Source organism: Deinococcus detaillensis (genome assembly GCF_007280555.1).
Taxonomy (GTDB): domain Bacteria; phylum Deinococcota; class Deinococci; order Deinococcales; family Deinococcaceae; genus Deinococcus; species Deinococcus detaillensis.
This window is the reverse complement of the sequence record NZ_VKDB01000003.1, coordinates 300,610-315,186: the sequence shown is the minus strand read 5'-3', so window position 1 is coordinate 315,186 and position 14,577 is coordinate 300,610. Positions and strand designations below refer to the sequence as shown.

Below are 14,577 nucleotides of genomic sequence, written 5' to 3'. Positions count from 1 at the left end.
AAGCGGGGAAGTTCGTGGGAGAGCGTTCAAGCGCATTCACCTCGGCGGAGCAGTCAAAACAAAGAAGGAGGGCGGGAAGGCAGTTCGGGCGCAGCAATTTGTTCTAACGGTTTGGTCTAGCGTGTGTCTACTCACTTTTGGATGAAGGATCTTGGGGTGCCGGCGGTGCCAAGCCCGGCCACCAGAAATCCAGCATCGTCTTGACAAAGTACTCGGCGTCGATCCCACTGCCCTGTAGGAGTTCGCGGTGGATGCGATTGGTCAGCGCTCCCATCAGGGCGTCAGCCACCACTTCGCAGTCCACTGGGCGCAGCCGCCCCAGCCCGACTTCCGCCCGCAAATACTGAGCGATCACGGCCGTGTCGGCGCTGACCGGGTCGTGGCCTCCCTTGAAATGAACCGGCGGGACTTGGCCGCGCGACCACATCATCATCAGTTGCGGCAACACCTGACGGGCCATCGTGACGATCAGCAAAGAAACTTGCTCCAAGTTGGAGCGCATATCGCCCCTACCGATCAGCGCCCGCATCTCTTTGTGCCAGTCGTGAACGTGATGCAGGCCGACAGTTTGGGCGAAGAGTTCCTCCTTGGTGGCAAAGCGCTTAAAAAGCGTGCCTTCCGAAACGCCGGCGCGGCGAGCGATTTCAGCGGTCGTGGCCGAAAAACCATGTTCCAAAAAGACTTCACGGGCCGCGTCCACAATTTGCTGATCGCTGATGGTGCGTGGTCGGGCCATAAGTAAGTATGGACTCACTTACCATTGTTTTGTCAAGCGCTGGCGGCGGTGGTATTGGGGGGAGATCTGGGCACAAAGCGGCATAGCGCGACAGTACGGGTCGGGCGTGAAGAGGAGGAGAAGCGGTTGTGAAGATTCTGTGAAGAAGCGCCAGCAAAGACCATCCAAGCTGTGACGACTTCAGCCGCCGCTATCTTAGAAGCCGGTGCTGCCCAGCCTTTCTCAATGGGCTCAAAGCTGACTTCACCCCTCCCCCACCCCGCAAGGAGACGTACCCGATGCAAATTCTTCAGGGCGACGCCGCAAGGCACGCACTCAGCCGCAACTTCAGCGAAATCCCCGTGCCAGAAAGCGTCCTGGCGCGTAACGAACAGCTTTACGGTGAGCGCCTGACGCCCGAACAGGTCGTGGAGCGCATTCTGGCCGACGTCAAAGTGCGCGGCGACGAGGCCCTGCTCGACTGGACGCAGAAGGTCGACGGCTTCCGGCCCACCCTGAAAGTCAGCGCCGAGGACATCGCCGCCGCCGAGATCGACCCCGAACTGCACGCCGCCATTCGGCTGGCTATCCGGCGCGTCACCGATTTTTACCAAAAGCAGCCTGCCCACGGCTGGATCGATCACGGGCCGGGCGGAGCGCTGGGCCAATTGGTGCGCCCCCTCTCACGGGTGGGCGTATATGTGCCGGGGGGCCTCGCACCGCTGATCAGCACCCTGATTCACACCGCCGTGCCCGCGCTGGTCGCAGGCGTGCCCGAGATTATCGTGACCACCCCGCCTAACCGCGAGGGCCAGATTCACCCGGCCATCGTGGTGGCGGCGCGTGAACTCGGCATCTCGCAGCTGTTCCGGGTCGGCGGAGCGCAGGCGATTGCTGCGCTGGCCTACGGTACCCAGAGTATTCCGAGGGTGGACAAAGTGGCCGGCCCCGGCAATTTGTTCGTGGTGATCGCCAAGAAACTGGTGTTCGGGCAAGTCGGCATCGAAAGTCTGGCTGGCCCCACCGAAACGCTGGTGATCGCCGACGACACCGCTTCGCCGCGCTACGTGGCCGCCGATCTGCTGGCCCAAGCCGAGCACCTGGGCGCTGAGCCGGTACTGGTGAGTACCAGCCGCGAACTGCTGACCCAGGTGCAAGCCGAAATCGGCGGGCAGCTCGAAGCCTTACCGGAACCCAATAGAAGTTGGGCGCGTGACAGCATTCAGGGCCGCATGAAAATCGTGCTGGCGAGTGACCTCACTGAAGCGCTGGAACTCTCCAACCTCTACGCGCCCGAACACCTCTGCCTGCTGACCCGCGATCCGTGGAGTTTGCTCGGCGGGGTGCGGCGTGCGGGCGGCGTCTTTGTGGGCGAGGCCAGCATGGAAGCGCTGGGCGATTATGTGGCTGGCCCCAGCCACGTCATGCCGACTGGCGGCACCGCCCGCTTCATGAGTCCGGTCAACGTCCGCGATTTTCAAACGATTATTAGCGTGGTGGGCGTCAACGCCGTCGAACTGGCGCAAATCGGCCCCGCCGCCACCGTGCTGGCCCGCGCCGAAGGCTTGGAAGCCCACGCCCGCGCCATCGAAAGCCGTTTGAGTGAGCAGGACTGAGTTAAGGGAACGAGGGTTGGCTCAAGATTTTTCTTGAGGCCAGTTCCGCGCCGGGAGAGGGGAAAGGTCAATGCCCTCTCTCCTTTTTCCCATTCTCCACTCGCTGAGTTCTTAAGCCGATCCTAAGAAAAATGGAGCTTCATTTCTCATCTTTGCCCCCACAATGGTGGGATGGAGCGCTGAGTCTACCCGCCAACAGGAGCGGCTCAGCACAAAAAAGCCAGATGACCACCCCCCCAAAGGAGAAACACATGCCCCAACCTCAAAGCGGTATTTCCAAGAGTAGCTTGCTGCTGCTCGGCGGCTTAACGGCGCTGCTGGCCAGCCCCTCGGCCCGCGCCAAAATCGCCGGACTCGTACAGGACGCGGCCTCGGGCGCTTATACCTTGCTCGACGAAACGGTGGCCCCCGCCGCTCAGCAAGCGGCTCATACGGTCGCAGTGAGGGCCGGCGAACTCACCGAGGAAGCCAAAAAAGTCGCTGCGAACGCCCAAGACCATTTGCCCGGTCTGTTGGCCGACGTGCGCGAGCAAGCCGCCGTGCGCGGCCAGCAGCTCTTTGACAGCACTTCGGATTTGCGCGGCGACATCGCCCACCGCGCCGCTGAGGCTGCTGCTGCCGCCGCCAAAACGGCTTCCACTGTCCAGAGCAGCGTGCAAGACCGCTTCTCAGACGTGCAGCAGGAAGCTGCCAAACGCCGGGACGCCTTGCTGGACAGCGCCAGCGACGTTCAGGACACGTTGAGTCACAAACTCGGCGGCGCGGCAGAGACTGCTCATGCGACTGCTCAAAAAGTGGCTCAGAGAACACAAAAAGCCGCCGTCAACACCCAAAAAGATGCCAAGAAGACTTGGCTGGGCCTCCTCGACACCGCTCAAGATGAAGTTCAGGACGTGCGCGGAGCCGCTCAGAAAAAGCTGAAAGGCGTTCAAAAAGATGTACGGAAGAAAGCCAAAAAACAAATCAAACAGCAAGGTAAAAAAGTGACCAAGCAGGCCGCCAAGACCGCCGAGCAAGGCCGCCGCGCTTGGCTGTCGTTTGCCGACGACGCCCAAGACACCGTGCACAATAAGGTGCAGTCGGCCAAAGCGGACGCCCTCAAAGCAGCCGAGGCCCAGTTCAAGGACTTGAAAAAAGGCGGCGGCAAGCAGCTCAAGAAGTACGAAAAACACATTCAGCTTCTCAATAAAGAGCTGGCCAAAACCACGGACAAGCAGCTCAAGAAGGCCGGTCTCAAGAAGCGCCGCCGCAGCAGCGCCGTGATGCCGGTGTTGTTCCTGGTCGGCGGCGGGGTGGCGCTGGCCCGCATTCCGGCGGCGCGTCAGGGCATCCTGAACGCGGTGGGAGCGGTGAGCCCCGGAGCCGAGGATTGGCTGCGCGGCGCGGGCCGCAGCGTCCGCAATTTGATCGGCACGGCTTGGCTGGAGCGCATGGAAGACGTCAACCATGCCCCCGCCGCCGCCGCACCCTCGCCCAAGCCGTCTCAGGCCACTGGCAGCGCAGCGGGCGCTTCGGTGGCTCCCGACGCTCCGGCGGCGGCACCGGCGACTCCTGCACCCACGACTCCACCGGAAACCAAAGTGGATACGCAGAGTGCCGAGACTGGCAAAACTGACGCTGGCAAAGACACCAAAACCAACTAAACCCCCGCTTTAGACAGAGCAAAATCAGAGAATGGCACCGCGCTGTTCTCTGTTTTTTGTGCTGAAGGCTACGGCCCCAGCCGTGCGGTTTGCGTGTACCATGACCGTGTGCCAAGTGTCGCCGTCGTCATCCCCGCCTTCAACGAAGCTGAAACCGTAACAGACGTGATTCAGGCGGCGCTGAGCTTAACCGGCGACGTGGTGGTGGCCTCCGACGGCAGCACCGACAACACCGCCGAAGTCGCGCGGGCGGCGGGCGCTCAGGTGGTCGAGCTGCCGCACAATGCGGGCAAAGGGCCAGCTCTCAAAGCCGCGCTTCAGGCTACCACTGCCGACTATGTGGTGATGCTCGACGCCGACTTGGTGGGCCTCAAGCGCGAACACCTCGACATTTTGCTGAGTCCAGTGCTGTCCGGCAAACTCGGCATGAGCATCGGCATTTTTGACGGCGGAGGCCTGATCACCGACCTCGGCAACAAGCTCACGCCGCACCTCAGTGGACAGCGGGCTTGTGCGCGGGCGTGGCTGCTTTCGGTGCCGCACCTCGGCGCGGAGCGGTGGCCCGAACCGGCGATCACGGCGGCCCTCAAAGAGCAGCACATCAAGTGGGACTACGTCGAACTCCCCAATCTCAAGCAGGTCATGAAAGAAAAAAAGCGTGGCTTTTGGAAGGGAGCGCGTTACCGCACCAAAATGTATATCGACTTGTTCGGCTTCAAGCGCCGCAAGAAAAAGGCCGAGAAGGGCGGCTGAGAGGTGTTGAGCTGGCTGCATCCAGCGACGCCAACTCCTCTCATCGTCGTGAACGGACGCCTTACAAGACGCCACTCCTCACTTCACCAAGTCCACCACTTGCCCGCCTGCCGCCTGATAGCGCACCACTCCCAATCCCGGCACAAAGTAGCTGTACTGGGTGGAGGTGCTTTTGCCGCTGCTCACGTCGCTGCGAATCAGCAGGGCGTTGAAGTTTCCGGCAGGCAGGCTGAGTGGCTCGTTGCCCATTACCCGGCTGCTGAGCTTGATCCCCCCACTGCTGCTCTCCCAGCGCTGGCCCAAGCTCAGCGGTGAGGACGGGTAGACCGTCAGCGGCGGGGTGTACCAAATGACTTGCTTGCCAATTCTGACGCCGCGCAGGTACACGCCGCCGCCCCGGTATTCCAGCAAATCTTCGGAGACGGTGGTGCCGCCGATCTGGTGGGCAGTGGGAATGACGCTCACACCGTTGACGATGGCGGGCTGGCCGATCACTTGCGTTTCGCCGCTGCTGTAGCGCCAAATCGTCGAGGGCGCATTGGGAAAATAATTCCCCGCCGCCAGCACCGTGCTGGAGAGCAGCGAGGCCAGGAGAGGGGCGAGCAGAAGGCCGCGTTTCATGCCTTCCACTGTAGCTGAGCCACTCTGACTTGAGATGCACAAAAGGGGCCAAAATCCGTGTTACTCCTGATCGCGTCCCAACTCGGCGCTTCTGAGTGTGGCGGCCACCACCGTGCTGATGATCGCGCCGCGCACGCCGCTGCTTTCCAGCACTTCTAGGCCCGCGATGGTGGTTCCGCCGGGACTAGAGACTTCGTCTTTGAGCATGGCCGGATGCGCCCGCTGAAGCAGCAACCCGCCACTGGTACTGAACAGCCGGGCGGCCAGTTCGTGGGCCAGAGCGCGGGGCAGGCCCATTCGCACGCCGCCGTCGGCCAGCGCGTCGGCAATGACCGCCAGATAACCGGGGCCGGAACCGACCATGCCGGTAAAGGCGTTGAATAAATGCTCGGCGAGGTCATAAACCTGTCCAACCGAGCCGAAGACCTCGTGGGCATACTGCATGTCGCCGCTCTGCTGGGCTTCGTCCAGACCCGTAATGGCAGTTTGCGACTGCCCGATGGTGGCCCCCAGATTCGGCATCACCCGCACCACCCGCTCGGTGAGGAGGCGTTTGGAGAGGGTCGCTACGCTGACGCCCGCCATGGTGCTGATGTAGCCAGTACCGGGTTGCCGCAGCCACTCGCTGGCCTCCGGAAAGACGCGGGGCTGCAAGCTGATCAGCACCCGCTCCGCGCCGCCCAGCTCGCCCACCGGCAAAATGGGCGTGCCGAGCCGCTCGGCGATCATGGAAAGCCGCGCCGCGTTGGTGTCCATGATGCCGATGTCTGCGGGTTGCAGCAGACCGCGTGACAAGACCCCTTCCAAAATCGCTAAACCCAGTTTCCCCACACCTACGATGGCCAGTTTCATGCTGGGCAGTATACGGGCGCTCAGAGAAGGCCCTAAATCATGGGCCGCGCCGCTTGCTACCATACTCGGCATGTTGGTGTATATCTTGCCCGGAACTTTGGAGAGCCGTGAAGTCGACCTCGACGCCCTGTGGGAAGCCGGCGCAACCGGCCTGGAGGAGCGCGGCGGCCACTTGCGGGCGTATTTTGACGCCAAGGTGCCGCTGGCCTTAAACGGCGAGTGGACGAACGAACCCGACCAGGACTGGCAAGCCGATTGGAAAAAAGGCCTGACCCCCGTGACGGCGGGCCGCTTCACCATCGCGCCCTCGTGGCTGGCGCACGAGGTTCCGCCCGGCCAGATTCCGCTGCTGATCGACCCCGGCATGGCCTTTGGCACTGGCCACCACGCCACCACCCGGCTGGCCGTGGAAGCCATCGGTCAACTGGACTTGACGGGCCGCACGGTGCTGGACGTCGGCACCGGCAGCGGCGTGCTGGCGCTGGCAGCGGCCCTCGGCGGCGCGGCTGAGGTGCTGGGCCTCGACATCGACCCCATCACTATTCCGGCGGCTTATGAGAACGCTGAACTCAACGGGCTGAGCGTTAAAGACGGCGTGGTGCAGATTGAAGGCGGCACGCTGAGATTCGAGGAAGGCAGCTTAGATCCCGATCTGCTCGACGACGAACCGATTTATACCTTGCTGGTGGCCAATCTCTTTGCCGAGCTGCACGATCTGCTGGCCGGAGCGTACCGCACTGCTTTGCAGCCGGGTTCGCCGCTGATTCTGACCGGCATTCTGGAGGACAGGCTACCGATGGTTCGCGCCGCCTTAGAACGCGAAGCCTTTAGCGACATCACCGAAATACTCGACGGCGAGTGGGCCCTGGTGACGGCCCTTTCAAGCTGATGGCCCCCCTCTAATGGCCCGTCACCGCCACCGCGTCAAAGTCGCTGCCCTCAGCGAGCAGATGGAGCTGAGCGCCGCCGAGTTCAAGCACCTGGCGGTGATGCGCCTGAGCGTGGGCGACAGCGTGGAAGTGTTTGACGGGAGCGGTGAAGCGGGCGAGGCCGAGCTGATTCACCTTGACGCCTTTAGCGCTGCTCTGCGTTTGCTGAGCCGCCAAGACAGCGCCGCCGAGTACCCACAACCCGTGACGCTGGCGATTGCGCTGCTCAAGGGCGACAAACTCAGCGACGTGGTGCGGGCCGGAACCGAGCTGGGCGTCAGCACCTTCCAACTGCTCCGCACCCGTTACGCCGACGTGCCCGACATTGGGGACAATAAGCTGATTCGCCTGCGCCGGGTGGCCGAGGAAGCCGCCAAGCAGTCTCAGCGGGCGGTGGTGCCGGGTGTACTGGCTCCGCTGCCGCTCTCGGCCTTGAGCGCAGCGGGCCAGTGCTTTTATGCCCACCCCGGCAGCCCCGGCAAGTTGCTGGAGCAGGTGACGTGGACAAGCGCCCTGACCCTTATCAGCGGCCCTGAAGGCGGCTTTGCGCCGGAAGATTTGGCCCAGCTCAGCCGCCTCGGAGCCGCGCCGATTACGCTTGGCCCCCGTATTCTGCGGGCCGAAACCGCGCCGCTGGCCCTCTTGGGGGCTTTGGCGGCCAGCGGCGTGTAAAGCTGCTTATCCTGTCCGCTCCTTTGCTACGCTGGGCCGATGGATAAGCCTGTACTCGCCCGCCTTCAAAAAGTGATGCAACTGCGCGAGGAAGTCGAAACGCTCGCCAGCGGCGGCCCGTTTGCTCCCGACGCCGATTGGCTCAGCTCCGGTACCCACCTGACCTTAATGGTGGATGTGCCGGGCTGCGCTCCCGAAAGCTTGGCCCTAGAGGACGACGGCGAGGCGGTGACGCTCAGCGGCGAGCGCGGCGCGGTGCCGGAAGATCAGGAAAGCCTGCACCGTGAGCGCCGCACCGGACGTTTTAGCCGCCGCCTCAGTTTTCCGGAGCCGGTGGTGGCCCAAAGCGGCGAGGCCAGTTTGGTCAGCGGCGTGCTGAGCGTACGCTTCGAGAAGGTGAACAAAACCATAGAAGCAGAGTGACAAAGGGTTCAGCGTACGCAGACCTGAGAAGGTAAAGACCAGATCAGGCCGGCGGGGGACAAGTCGGGAACCTTTTTCAGGTGGCTGACGTATCATTGATGTATGCAAATGACTGCCACTCGCACTGAATCTGTCGTGCGTTCGTTCATGAACCGCACCTACTCCTGGATGGCTGCCGGGCTGGTACTGACTGCCGCTATCGCCTACATTACCGCGTCCAATCAGCAACTGGCCTACCAAGTCATGAGCATCCGCTTTCCGCTGCTGATCGTTCAACTCGGCGTGGTCTTCGGCATGAGCTTTTTGCTGCCCCGCATCAACGCGGCGGTGGCGGGCATCCTTTTTATGGTCTACGCCGCCATCACCGGCCTGACCTTTTCGGGCCTGCTGATGGTTTACTCCACCCAAGCGGTTTATTCGGCTTTCGGCACCGCCGCGCTGACCTTCGGAGCCATGAGCGTGCTGGGTTACGTCATCAAGCGTGATCTGTCGGGCATGGGCCGCTTTTTCCTGTTCGCGCTGATCGGCCTCGTGGTGGCGATGGTCGTCAACATCTGGATCGGCGGTACCGTACTCAACTTGATGATCAGCGGCGTGGGCGTGCTGCTGTTCGCAGGCCTGACCGTCTACGACACCCAGCGCCTGCGTAACATCGCCCTGAGCGGCGTCGAGGGCGACAACGCCGAGAAAGGCGCGATCTACGGCGCACTCTCCTTGTACCTGAACTTCATCAACATGTTCCTCTTTTTGCTGCGTATCTTCAGCGGCGGCGGACGCAACTAAGCACTTTAGTCACAGCAGCGGGGGCCAGACATTGAATCTGGCCCCCGTTTCTTGCTGTCTTGGTTTGATTAGGGCAGCGCCACACCCAGCTTGAGTTCAGCGTTCCCGAAGGTCACGATGGCGCGGGCCAGTTTGGCTTGGGTCTGTGCCGAGGGATGCACGCCGTCCTGCGAGAAATCGGGGCCGAACGGCTGGGGGCTTGCCGGGTTGGGGTCGGGGCGCTGCAACCCTGCAAGCAGCGGAGCCACATCAAAGACCGGCAGGCCGCGTTCCTGCGCCAAGCGGTGAATGCTGGCGTTGTAGGCGGCGACAATCTGCTGCAAGGCCGAGAGCTTGGCCGGCGTCAGGGCATACGGAGCGCCACAACTGACCGGCGCGTGAGTGATCACCCAAGTGGCGGCAACTTTGTTGGGGCTGTGCTGGCACGAAGCGTCGGCGAGGCCGTACCCGTAAAGCAGCTGGCCCGCGACCAACACCGGCGCGGTGGTCACGTCCGGCACCGTCAGCAGCAGCAGTTGGGCCTTGGCAGGAGCCAGTGCGCTGAGCAGTTGGCGGTAAGCCGCTTCAAAGTCATGCGGCGACGTGGCCTGACTCAAGTCGCCGGACGCCGCAGCGTTCAGAACATCGTTGCTGCCGATCCAGAGCGAGACAAAACGCGGCTTGGATTTGAGAGCCGCCTGCACCTGGGTTTGATCCGGGCCCAGAATCAGCGTATACAGGCGGCGGGTCAGGTCGTCGCCCGCGTTCTTGGCGCTACGGCTCAGCAAGTCGGCCACCTTTGCGCCGGGCACCGCGAAATTAGAGCCGCGCACTGCCGGGTCAAGCCGCAGACAAGACGCCGCGCTCAGGCCCGCTGCGCCCAGCGGCGGCGGACAACCCGGCCCGCCGCCCGCCGGAACGCCGAAAGGAATGCGGGCAAGCTGGGCGATCACTGCCGGATACGCTTCCCGCTGATCTTCAGCCGTCAGGCCGCCGGATTGAAAGCCCGCCGTCAGCGAGTCTCCGAGGGCCACATACGTCATCGATGCGGGCGGCGAGGGCGCAGACGCGGCGCTGAGGGTACTCAGGAGCGCCAGCACCGCCGCGAAACCCATTCGGCTGCGGCGCTGGCCCTTGGAAGACAGTCTATTCACAGCTTTACCCTAAGAGCAGGCCGCATGAAAAGGGTAAAGGGTTGCTGCTGGGCGTTGGCCCGCGCCGCTGAGCTACACTCCCCGCATGACCGAGCAGCAAAAACCCCTCTCCGCCGCGCCAGAGTTGAGCGAAATCAACGCCCGCAGTCAAGGAAGGTTACCGGGACTGCTCGGCATCATTTTTACCCACGCCGAACGGGGCCTGATGCGGGCGCACCTCGACATCCGCGAAGAAGTGCTGGCCCCCAACGGCTTTTTGCACGCCGCCACCGTCATCGGGCTGGCCGACACGGCTTGCGGGTACGGCACCATCTTGGCACTTCCCGCTGGAGCGCACAATTTTACGACCATCGAACTCAAAAGCAATTTTCTCTCGACTGCCCGCAGCGGCCAGATCGAGGTGGAAGCCAAGCTGATTCATGCCGGACGCACCACCCAAGTCTGGGACGCGCAGGTGAGCGCCGCAGGCAAAACGCTGGCGCTCTTCCGCTGCACCCAAGCTGTTTTGTATCCGCGCTAAAGCTGAGGGCGGCAATGTGACATTTTTCTTAGGACTTCGGGGGTACAAAAAGCGGCGGGGGCTACCCAGTAACGCCCAAAACCCGCTACTTTAGTGAAGTGCCAACCGCCATGTCGATGCTCAACCATCCTGATCCGCTGACCCGTGAAATCGCCAGAGGCTATGCGGGCGGCGGCTTTTTGATGGACAACGGTGAAGGCTTGGAATGGTATTCCAGCACCCGCCGCGCTCTGGTGCCGCTGGGCGAGGCGCTCCACATCCCGCGCAGCTTAAGCAAGCACCTCAGCAGGTTCGAGGTGCGGATCAATGCCGACTTTCCCGGCGTGCTAGCCGGCTGCATGGCCCGCGAAGAAACGTGGATCAGCCCTGAGCTGGCCGGTATTTACCTGCACCTCAACGAAACTGGCCTCCTTCACAGCTTTGAAACGTGGCGTGGTGGTCAACTGGCAGGCGGCGTGCTGGGCTTGGCGCTGGGCGGCGCGTTCGTCGGCGAAACCATGTTTCACGCCGTCACACACGCCAGCAAGGTGGCGCTGGTGCGCTTGTCGCAGCACCTGACCCGCAGAGGCTACAGCTTTCTGGACGCCCAGATGCAAAATCCGCACCTCGAGCAGTTCGGCACGTACGAGATCACGCCCGCCGAATACGCCGGACTCCTGCGCCCCGCGCTAGGCCAAGACGTGGAGTTTGAAGCATTGGAAGAACAGCCTGCCCTTGAGCAACGCTTCCAGATTAGAGACAGCGCCGGATGAACTTATTTATCCGGCGCTGAATGTCAGCTCTGTACTTTTTGAATCTGGAAGATAACTTAGAAGGTGTAACTCTTGGGCACCACCACCACGCCCGCTTCAGTGACGGTAAAGCCTCTGGCACGGTCTTCCTCGGCGTTGTAGCCGATGCGGGTGCCAGGCGGGACGATCACGTCTTTGTCGATGATGGTGCGGCGAATCTGGCTGTGGCGGCCAATTTGCACGTTGTCAAACAGCACCGAGCTTTCCACCAGCGAATGCGAGTGGCTGTGCACGGCGCGGCCCAACACGCTGTCGCGGACAGTGCCGCCGGAAATAATGGTGCCCCCCGCCATGATGCTGTTAAAGGCTTGCCCGCGCCGCCCTTCGGATTCGTGGACGAACTTGGCCGGCGGTGAAAACTCGCTGCTGGTTCGCAGCGGCCAATCGGCGTTGTAGATGTCGAATTCTGGATTGACCGTCACCAGATCCATGTTGGCTTCAAAGTAAGCGTCGAGCGTGCCCACGTCGCGCCAGTACAAGTTGGGACGGTCCTGGCCAGGAATCGGGTTTTTGTGAAAGTCGTAGGCCATCACGTTGTAGCCGTCTGAAAGCGCACGCGGAATCACGTCTTTACCGAAATCAAAACCCTCCTCGCCGTTCGACATGCTGGTTTCGAGCAGTTCATCGAGGGCGCGGCGCGAAAAGATGTAATTGCCCATGCTGGTTAGGCTGGTGCCAGGCTGGCCGGGAATGCTCGGCGGGTTGGCGGGTTTTTCCAAAAAGTCGGTGACTTTCCACTTTTCGTCGACGTGCATGATGCCGAACTGGTGCGCCTGGCTCTGGGGCATCGGGTAAGCGGCAATGCTCACATCCGCCCGCGAATCGATGTGCTGCTGGAGCATGTGTTCGACGTTCATTTTGTAGATGTGATCGCCGGAAAAAATCGCCACGTAATCGGAGTTGTGGTTGTCGACCAGGTGCAGGTTTTGGTACACGGCGTCGGCGGTGCCTCTGTACCAGACCGGGCCGAGTTCCTCGAAGCGGTACATCTGGGCCGGAACCAAAGTGATGAAGTAATCGCTCAGGAAGGTGCCGAAGCGCCAGCCGCGCTGGATGTGCTCGGTGAGGCTTTGGGCTTTGTACTGGGTCATCACGTAGATACTGAAAAAGCCGGAGTTGATGAAATTGTTGATGGCAAAATCAATAATTCGGTATTTGCTGCCAAACGGCACGGCAGGCTTGGAGCGGCGCAAAGTCAGCGGCGAGAGCCGTGAGCCTTGACCACCGGCGAGAATCATACCCAACACGCGTGGTTTCATAAGTCCCCCTCAGCAACCAGAACACAGGAAGTTCGAGCACAGTGAATGTAGAACGTGGTTTGCGCTTTCCTAGTCTACTGTCAGAAATGAGCGGGGGTGAGAGGCAAGGCGCTTGGGCTGGGCATTTTTGGATTTCCAGGCTCAGCTCAACTTTTTTGGTGTCCGGTTCAGGGCTTGGCGCGGTGGCCTGTAGCTTTGGCCTGCCGGTTGACCAGCAGCACGAAACGGGCCAATCTGGGAGCGCGGCCCCAGCGCTTGCGGTCGCCGACCACACGCCAGATCCACTCGACGCCCAGCTTGCGTGTCCAGACCGGGGCCAGTTGAGCGCTGCCCGCCAGCACGTCCAGGACGCCGCCGCAGCCGATCATCACCGGTACGCCCAGCACGCCGCGCCAGTATTCGTTGAATGTTTCTTGCCGCCCCGCGCCCATGCCGGTCAGCAGCAGATCTGCGCCGCTGGCGCGAATGAGTTCGGCCACCCGCTGATCTTCGCTGGTGTCGAAGTAGCCGTGATGCACGCCCGCCACCTGAATGCCGTAACGGCTGACCGCCGCCGCCGCCGCCGCTTCAGCCACGCCCGGCTTGGAGCCGAGAAAAAAGACGCGCAGGGCGCTGCCGTGCTTGGCCATCAGGCCGCTGGTCAAATCAAAGCCCGGCGCACGCGGCACTTCTTGGCCCAGCAGTTTACGGGCGGCCCAGACAATCCCCACCCCGTCGGCGGTGACGAGGTCAGCTTGCTGCATGGCCTGCGTAAAGGCGCTGGGCGCTGCGGCCTGATTTGTTGCAGCCTGAGTCATTGCGGTTTGGGCGTCTTCGGCCCGCGCCTGCATGATGAATTCAGGATTGAGCGTGACCACCGTGTGCGCTGAGCGCTGACCCGGCTGCACCCAGACGCTGAGGCGCTCGAGCGCTTGGTCGAGGGTGACGGGGTCGAGAGGCAAATCGAGCAGCGTCAGGCGGGGACGGGTCATAGGTGTTTGGTCATAGGTATCGGCTCATAGGCGGGGGCTAAGTCCTTGTGGGCCGCAGTTTAGCACGGGGACTGATCCAGCGCCTCGTTTGACTGGTACCCGCTAATGTGCTTTACCTTCCCTTTGGTTCGGCAATACATGAAAATACTATGAAGCATGTTGCCCGGCTTCCTTGCGGCCCTTCCCGAAGCGGCCCGCGTTTCGCTCCTCTCCACCACTCGCCAACACCACTGGAGTCGCGGCAGCATTGTGCTGCACGCCGATGACCCGGCTGAAACGCTGTACATGCTGCAAAGCGGCCACGCCCGGCTCTACCGGCTGGGCGCAAGTGCCCGCGAAGTGACGGTCAACGTGCATGGCCCCGGTGACCTCTTGGGCCTGACCGCCCTGCTCGACAACGGCAAATACGGCCTCTACGCCGAAGCGATGGACGACCTCTCCGCGCTGATGATCGGCGGCGAGGCCCTGCGCGACTTGATGAGCCGCTCGCCCGACCTCAGCGTGGCGCTCAGCACCCAGGTGGTGCGCCAAACACGTGGCCTGCAAGACCGGCTCTCGCAACTGGTCTTTTTGGAGGTCTCGCAGCGGCTGGCGCTGGCCCTTTTGGAGCTGGCCAACGAAAGCGGCGAGAACCACGATCAGCAAGTGGCTCTGCGCGGGCGCATCTCGCATCAGGATTTGGCGCACGCGGTGGGCAGCACCCGCGAAACCATCACCAAGCTGCTCGGCGAGTTCCGCTCGCGTGGGCTGCTGGATTTGGGCTACCGCCGCATCGTGGTGATGGACAGAGGCGGCTTAGAAAAGGCCGCTCGGCAACCGCTGGGAGCCTGAGCACCGTCAGCGGGCCAGCGTTTGGAAGCCATGAACACAAACCGTGCGCCGCAGGGTGCATGATG

Annotated in this window: 16 protein-coding genes; 10 read left to right on the top strand and 6 right to left on the bottom strand. The window is 62.3% G+C overall.

Going from position 1 to position 14,577, the window contains the following annotated elements; all coding sequences use genetic code 11:
* Window positions 1–127 precede the first annotated feature (127 nt).
* Window positions 128–736 carry a TetR/AcrR family transcriptional regulator gene (locus FNU79_RS05545; RefSeq protein ID WP_143719884.1) on the bottom strand — a complete coding sequence of 203 codons (609 nt, stop codon included), beginning with the start codon at window positions 734–736 and terminating at the stop codon, window positions 128–130.
* Between the two features lie 278 nt (window positions 737–1,014).
* Here FNU79_RS05545 and hisD point away from each other — a divergent pair, with 278 nt between their 5' ends.
* The 3 genes from hisD (at window position 1,015) to FNU79_RS05530 (ending at window position 4,727) form a co-directional block, all read left to right on the top strand.
* The gene (gene hisD / locus FNU79_RS05540) at window positions 1,015–2,331 is read left to right on the top strand and encodes a histidinol dehydrogenase (RefSeq protein ID WP_143719883.1); all 1,317 of its coding nucleotides are present in this window, start codon (window positions 1,015–1,017) and stop codon (window positions 2,329–2,331) included.
* A 251-nt stretch (window positions 2,332–2,582) separates the two neighbouring features.
* A complete protein-coding gene (locus FNU79_RS05535) occupies window positions 2,583–3,974 on the top strand; it encodes a hypothetical protein (protein ID WP_143719882.1) in 1,392 nt (463 codons plus the stop codon).
* Window positions 3,975–4,082: 108 nt separating this feature from the next.
* Complete coding sequence (locus tag FNU79_RS05530; RefSeq protein ID WP_225429895.1) at window positions 4,083–4,727, top strand: glycosyltransferase family 2 protein; 645 nt, start codon at window positions 4,083–4,085, stop codon at window positions 4,725–4,727.
* A gap of 78 nt (window positions 4,728–4,805) precedes the next feature.
* On the opposite strand, the gene FNU79_RS05525 is transcribed toward FNU79_RS05530, so the two are convergent.
* Window positions 4,806–5,348 carry a hypothetical protein gene (locus FNU79_RS05525; RefSeq protein WP_143719881.1) on the bottom strand — a complete coding sequence of 181 codons (543 nt, stop codon included), beginning with the start codon at window positions 5,346–5,348 and terminating at the stop codon, window positions 4,806–4,808.
* 60 nt (window positions 5,349–5,408) lie between these two features.
* Window positions 5,409–6,200 (bottom strand): pyrroline-5-carboxylate reductase, encoded by a 792-nt coding sequence (gene proC / locus FNU79_RS05520; RefSeq protein WP_143719880.1) that lies wholly within the window; start codon window positions 6,198–6,200, stop codon window positions 5,409–5,411.
* Between the two features lie 70 nt (window positions 6,201–6,270).
* On the opposite strand from proC, the gene FNU79_RS05515 reads away from it, so the two are divergent.
* The 4 genes from FNU79_RS05515 to FNU79_RS05500 all read left to right on the top strand — a co-directional run bounded on the left by FNU79_RS05515 (window position 6,271) and on the right by FNU79_RS05500 (window position 9,007).
* Entirely contained in the window at window positions 6,271–7,089 is an 819-nt protein-coding gene (locus FNU79_RS05515; RefSeq protein WP_143719879.1) for a 50S ribosomal protein L11 methyltransferase, read from the top strand.
* A gap of 13 nt (window positions 7,090–7,102) precedes the next feature.
* Window positions 7,103–7,801 carry a 16S rRNA (uracil(1498)-N(3))-methyltransferase gene (locus FNU79_RS05510; RefSeq protein ID WP_143719878.1) on the top strand — a complete coding sequence of 233 codons (699 nt, stop codon included), beginning with the start codon at window positions 7,103–7,105 and terminating at the stop codon, window positions 7,799–7,801.
* A gap of 39 nt (window positions 7,802–7,840) precedes the next feature.
* The gene (locus FNU79_RS05505) at window positions 7,841–8,224 is read left to right on the top strand and encodes an Hsp20/alpha crystallin family protein (protein ID WP_124867056.1); all 384 of its coding nucleotides are present in this window, start codon (window positions 7,841–7,843) and stop codon (window positions 8,222–8,224) included.
* 102 nt (window positions 8,225–8,326) lie between these two features.
* Complete coding sequence (locus FNU79_RS05500; protein WP_143719877.1) at window positions 8,327–9,007, top strand: Bax inhibitor-1/YccA family protein; 681 nt, start codon at window positions 8,327–8,329, stop codon at window positions 9,005–9,007.
* Window positions 9,008–9,075: 68 nt separating this feature from the next.
* Here FNU79_RS05500 and FNU79_RS05495 read toward each other — a convergent pair whose 3' ends face one another.
* On the bottom strand, window positions 9,076–10,140 hold the full coding sequence (locus tag FNU79_RS05495; RefSeq protein ID WP_143719876.1) for an SGNH/GDSL hydrolase family protein: 1,065 nt from the start codon (window positions 10,138–10,140) through the stop codon (window positions 9,076–9,078).
* 85 nt (window positions 10,141–10,225) lie between these two features.
* Between FNU79_RS05495 and FNU79_RS05490 the strand changes: the two genes are divergently transcribed.
* Both FNU79_RS05490 and aat read left to right on the top strand, forming a co-directional pair.
* A complete protein-coding gene (locus tag FNU79_RS05490; RefSeq protein ID WP_143719875.1) occupies window positions 10,226–10,660 on the top strand; it encodes a PaaI family thioesterase in 435 nt (144 codons plus the stop codon).
* A 98-nt stretch (window positions 10,661–10,758) separates the two neighbouring features.
* Window positions 10,759–11,412, top strand: coding sequence for a leucyl/phenylalanyl-tRNA--protein transferase (gene aat, locus FNU79_RS05485; protein ID WP_143719874.1), 654 nt, complete (start codon window positions 10,759–10,761; stop codon window positions 11,410–11,412).
* Between the two features lie 56 nt (window positions 11,413–11,468).
* Here aat and glgC read toward each other — a convergent pair whose 3' ends face one another.
* Entirely contained in the window at window positions 11,469–12,710 is a 1,242-nt protein-coding gene (gene glgC / locus FNU79_RS05480) for a glucose-1-phosphate adenylyltransferase (protein WP_143719873.1), read from the bottom strand.
* A gap of 167 nt (window positions 12,711–12,877) precedes the next feature.
* Window positions 12,878–13,681 carry a WecB/TagA/CpsF family glycosyltransferase gene (locus tag FNU79_RS05475; protein WP_143719872.1) on the bottom strand — a complete coding sequence of 268 codons (804 nt, stop codon included), beginning with the start codon at window positions 13,679–13,681 and terminating at the stop codon, window positions 12,878–12,880.
* Window positions 13,682–13,837: 156 nt separating this feature from the next.
* Between FNU79_RS05475 and FNU79_RS05470 the strand changes: the two genes are divergently transcribed.
* On the top strand, window positions 13,838–14,512 hold the full coding sequence (locus FNU79_RS05470) for a Crp/Fnr family transcriptional regulator (protein WP_143719871.1): 675 nt from the start codon (window positions 13,838–13,840) through the stop codon (window positions 14,510–14,512).
* Window positions 14,513–14,577 lie beyond the last annotated feature (65 nt).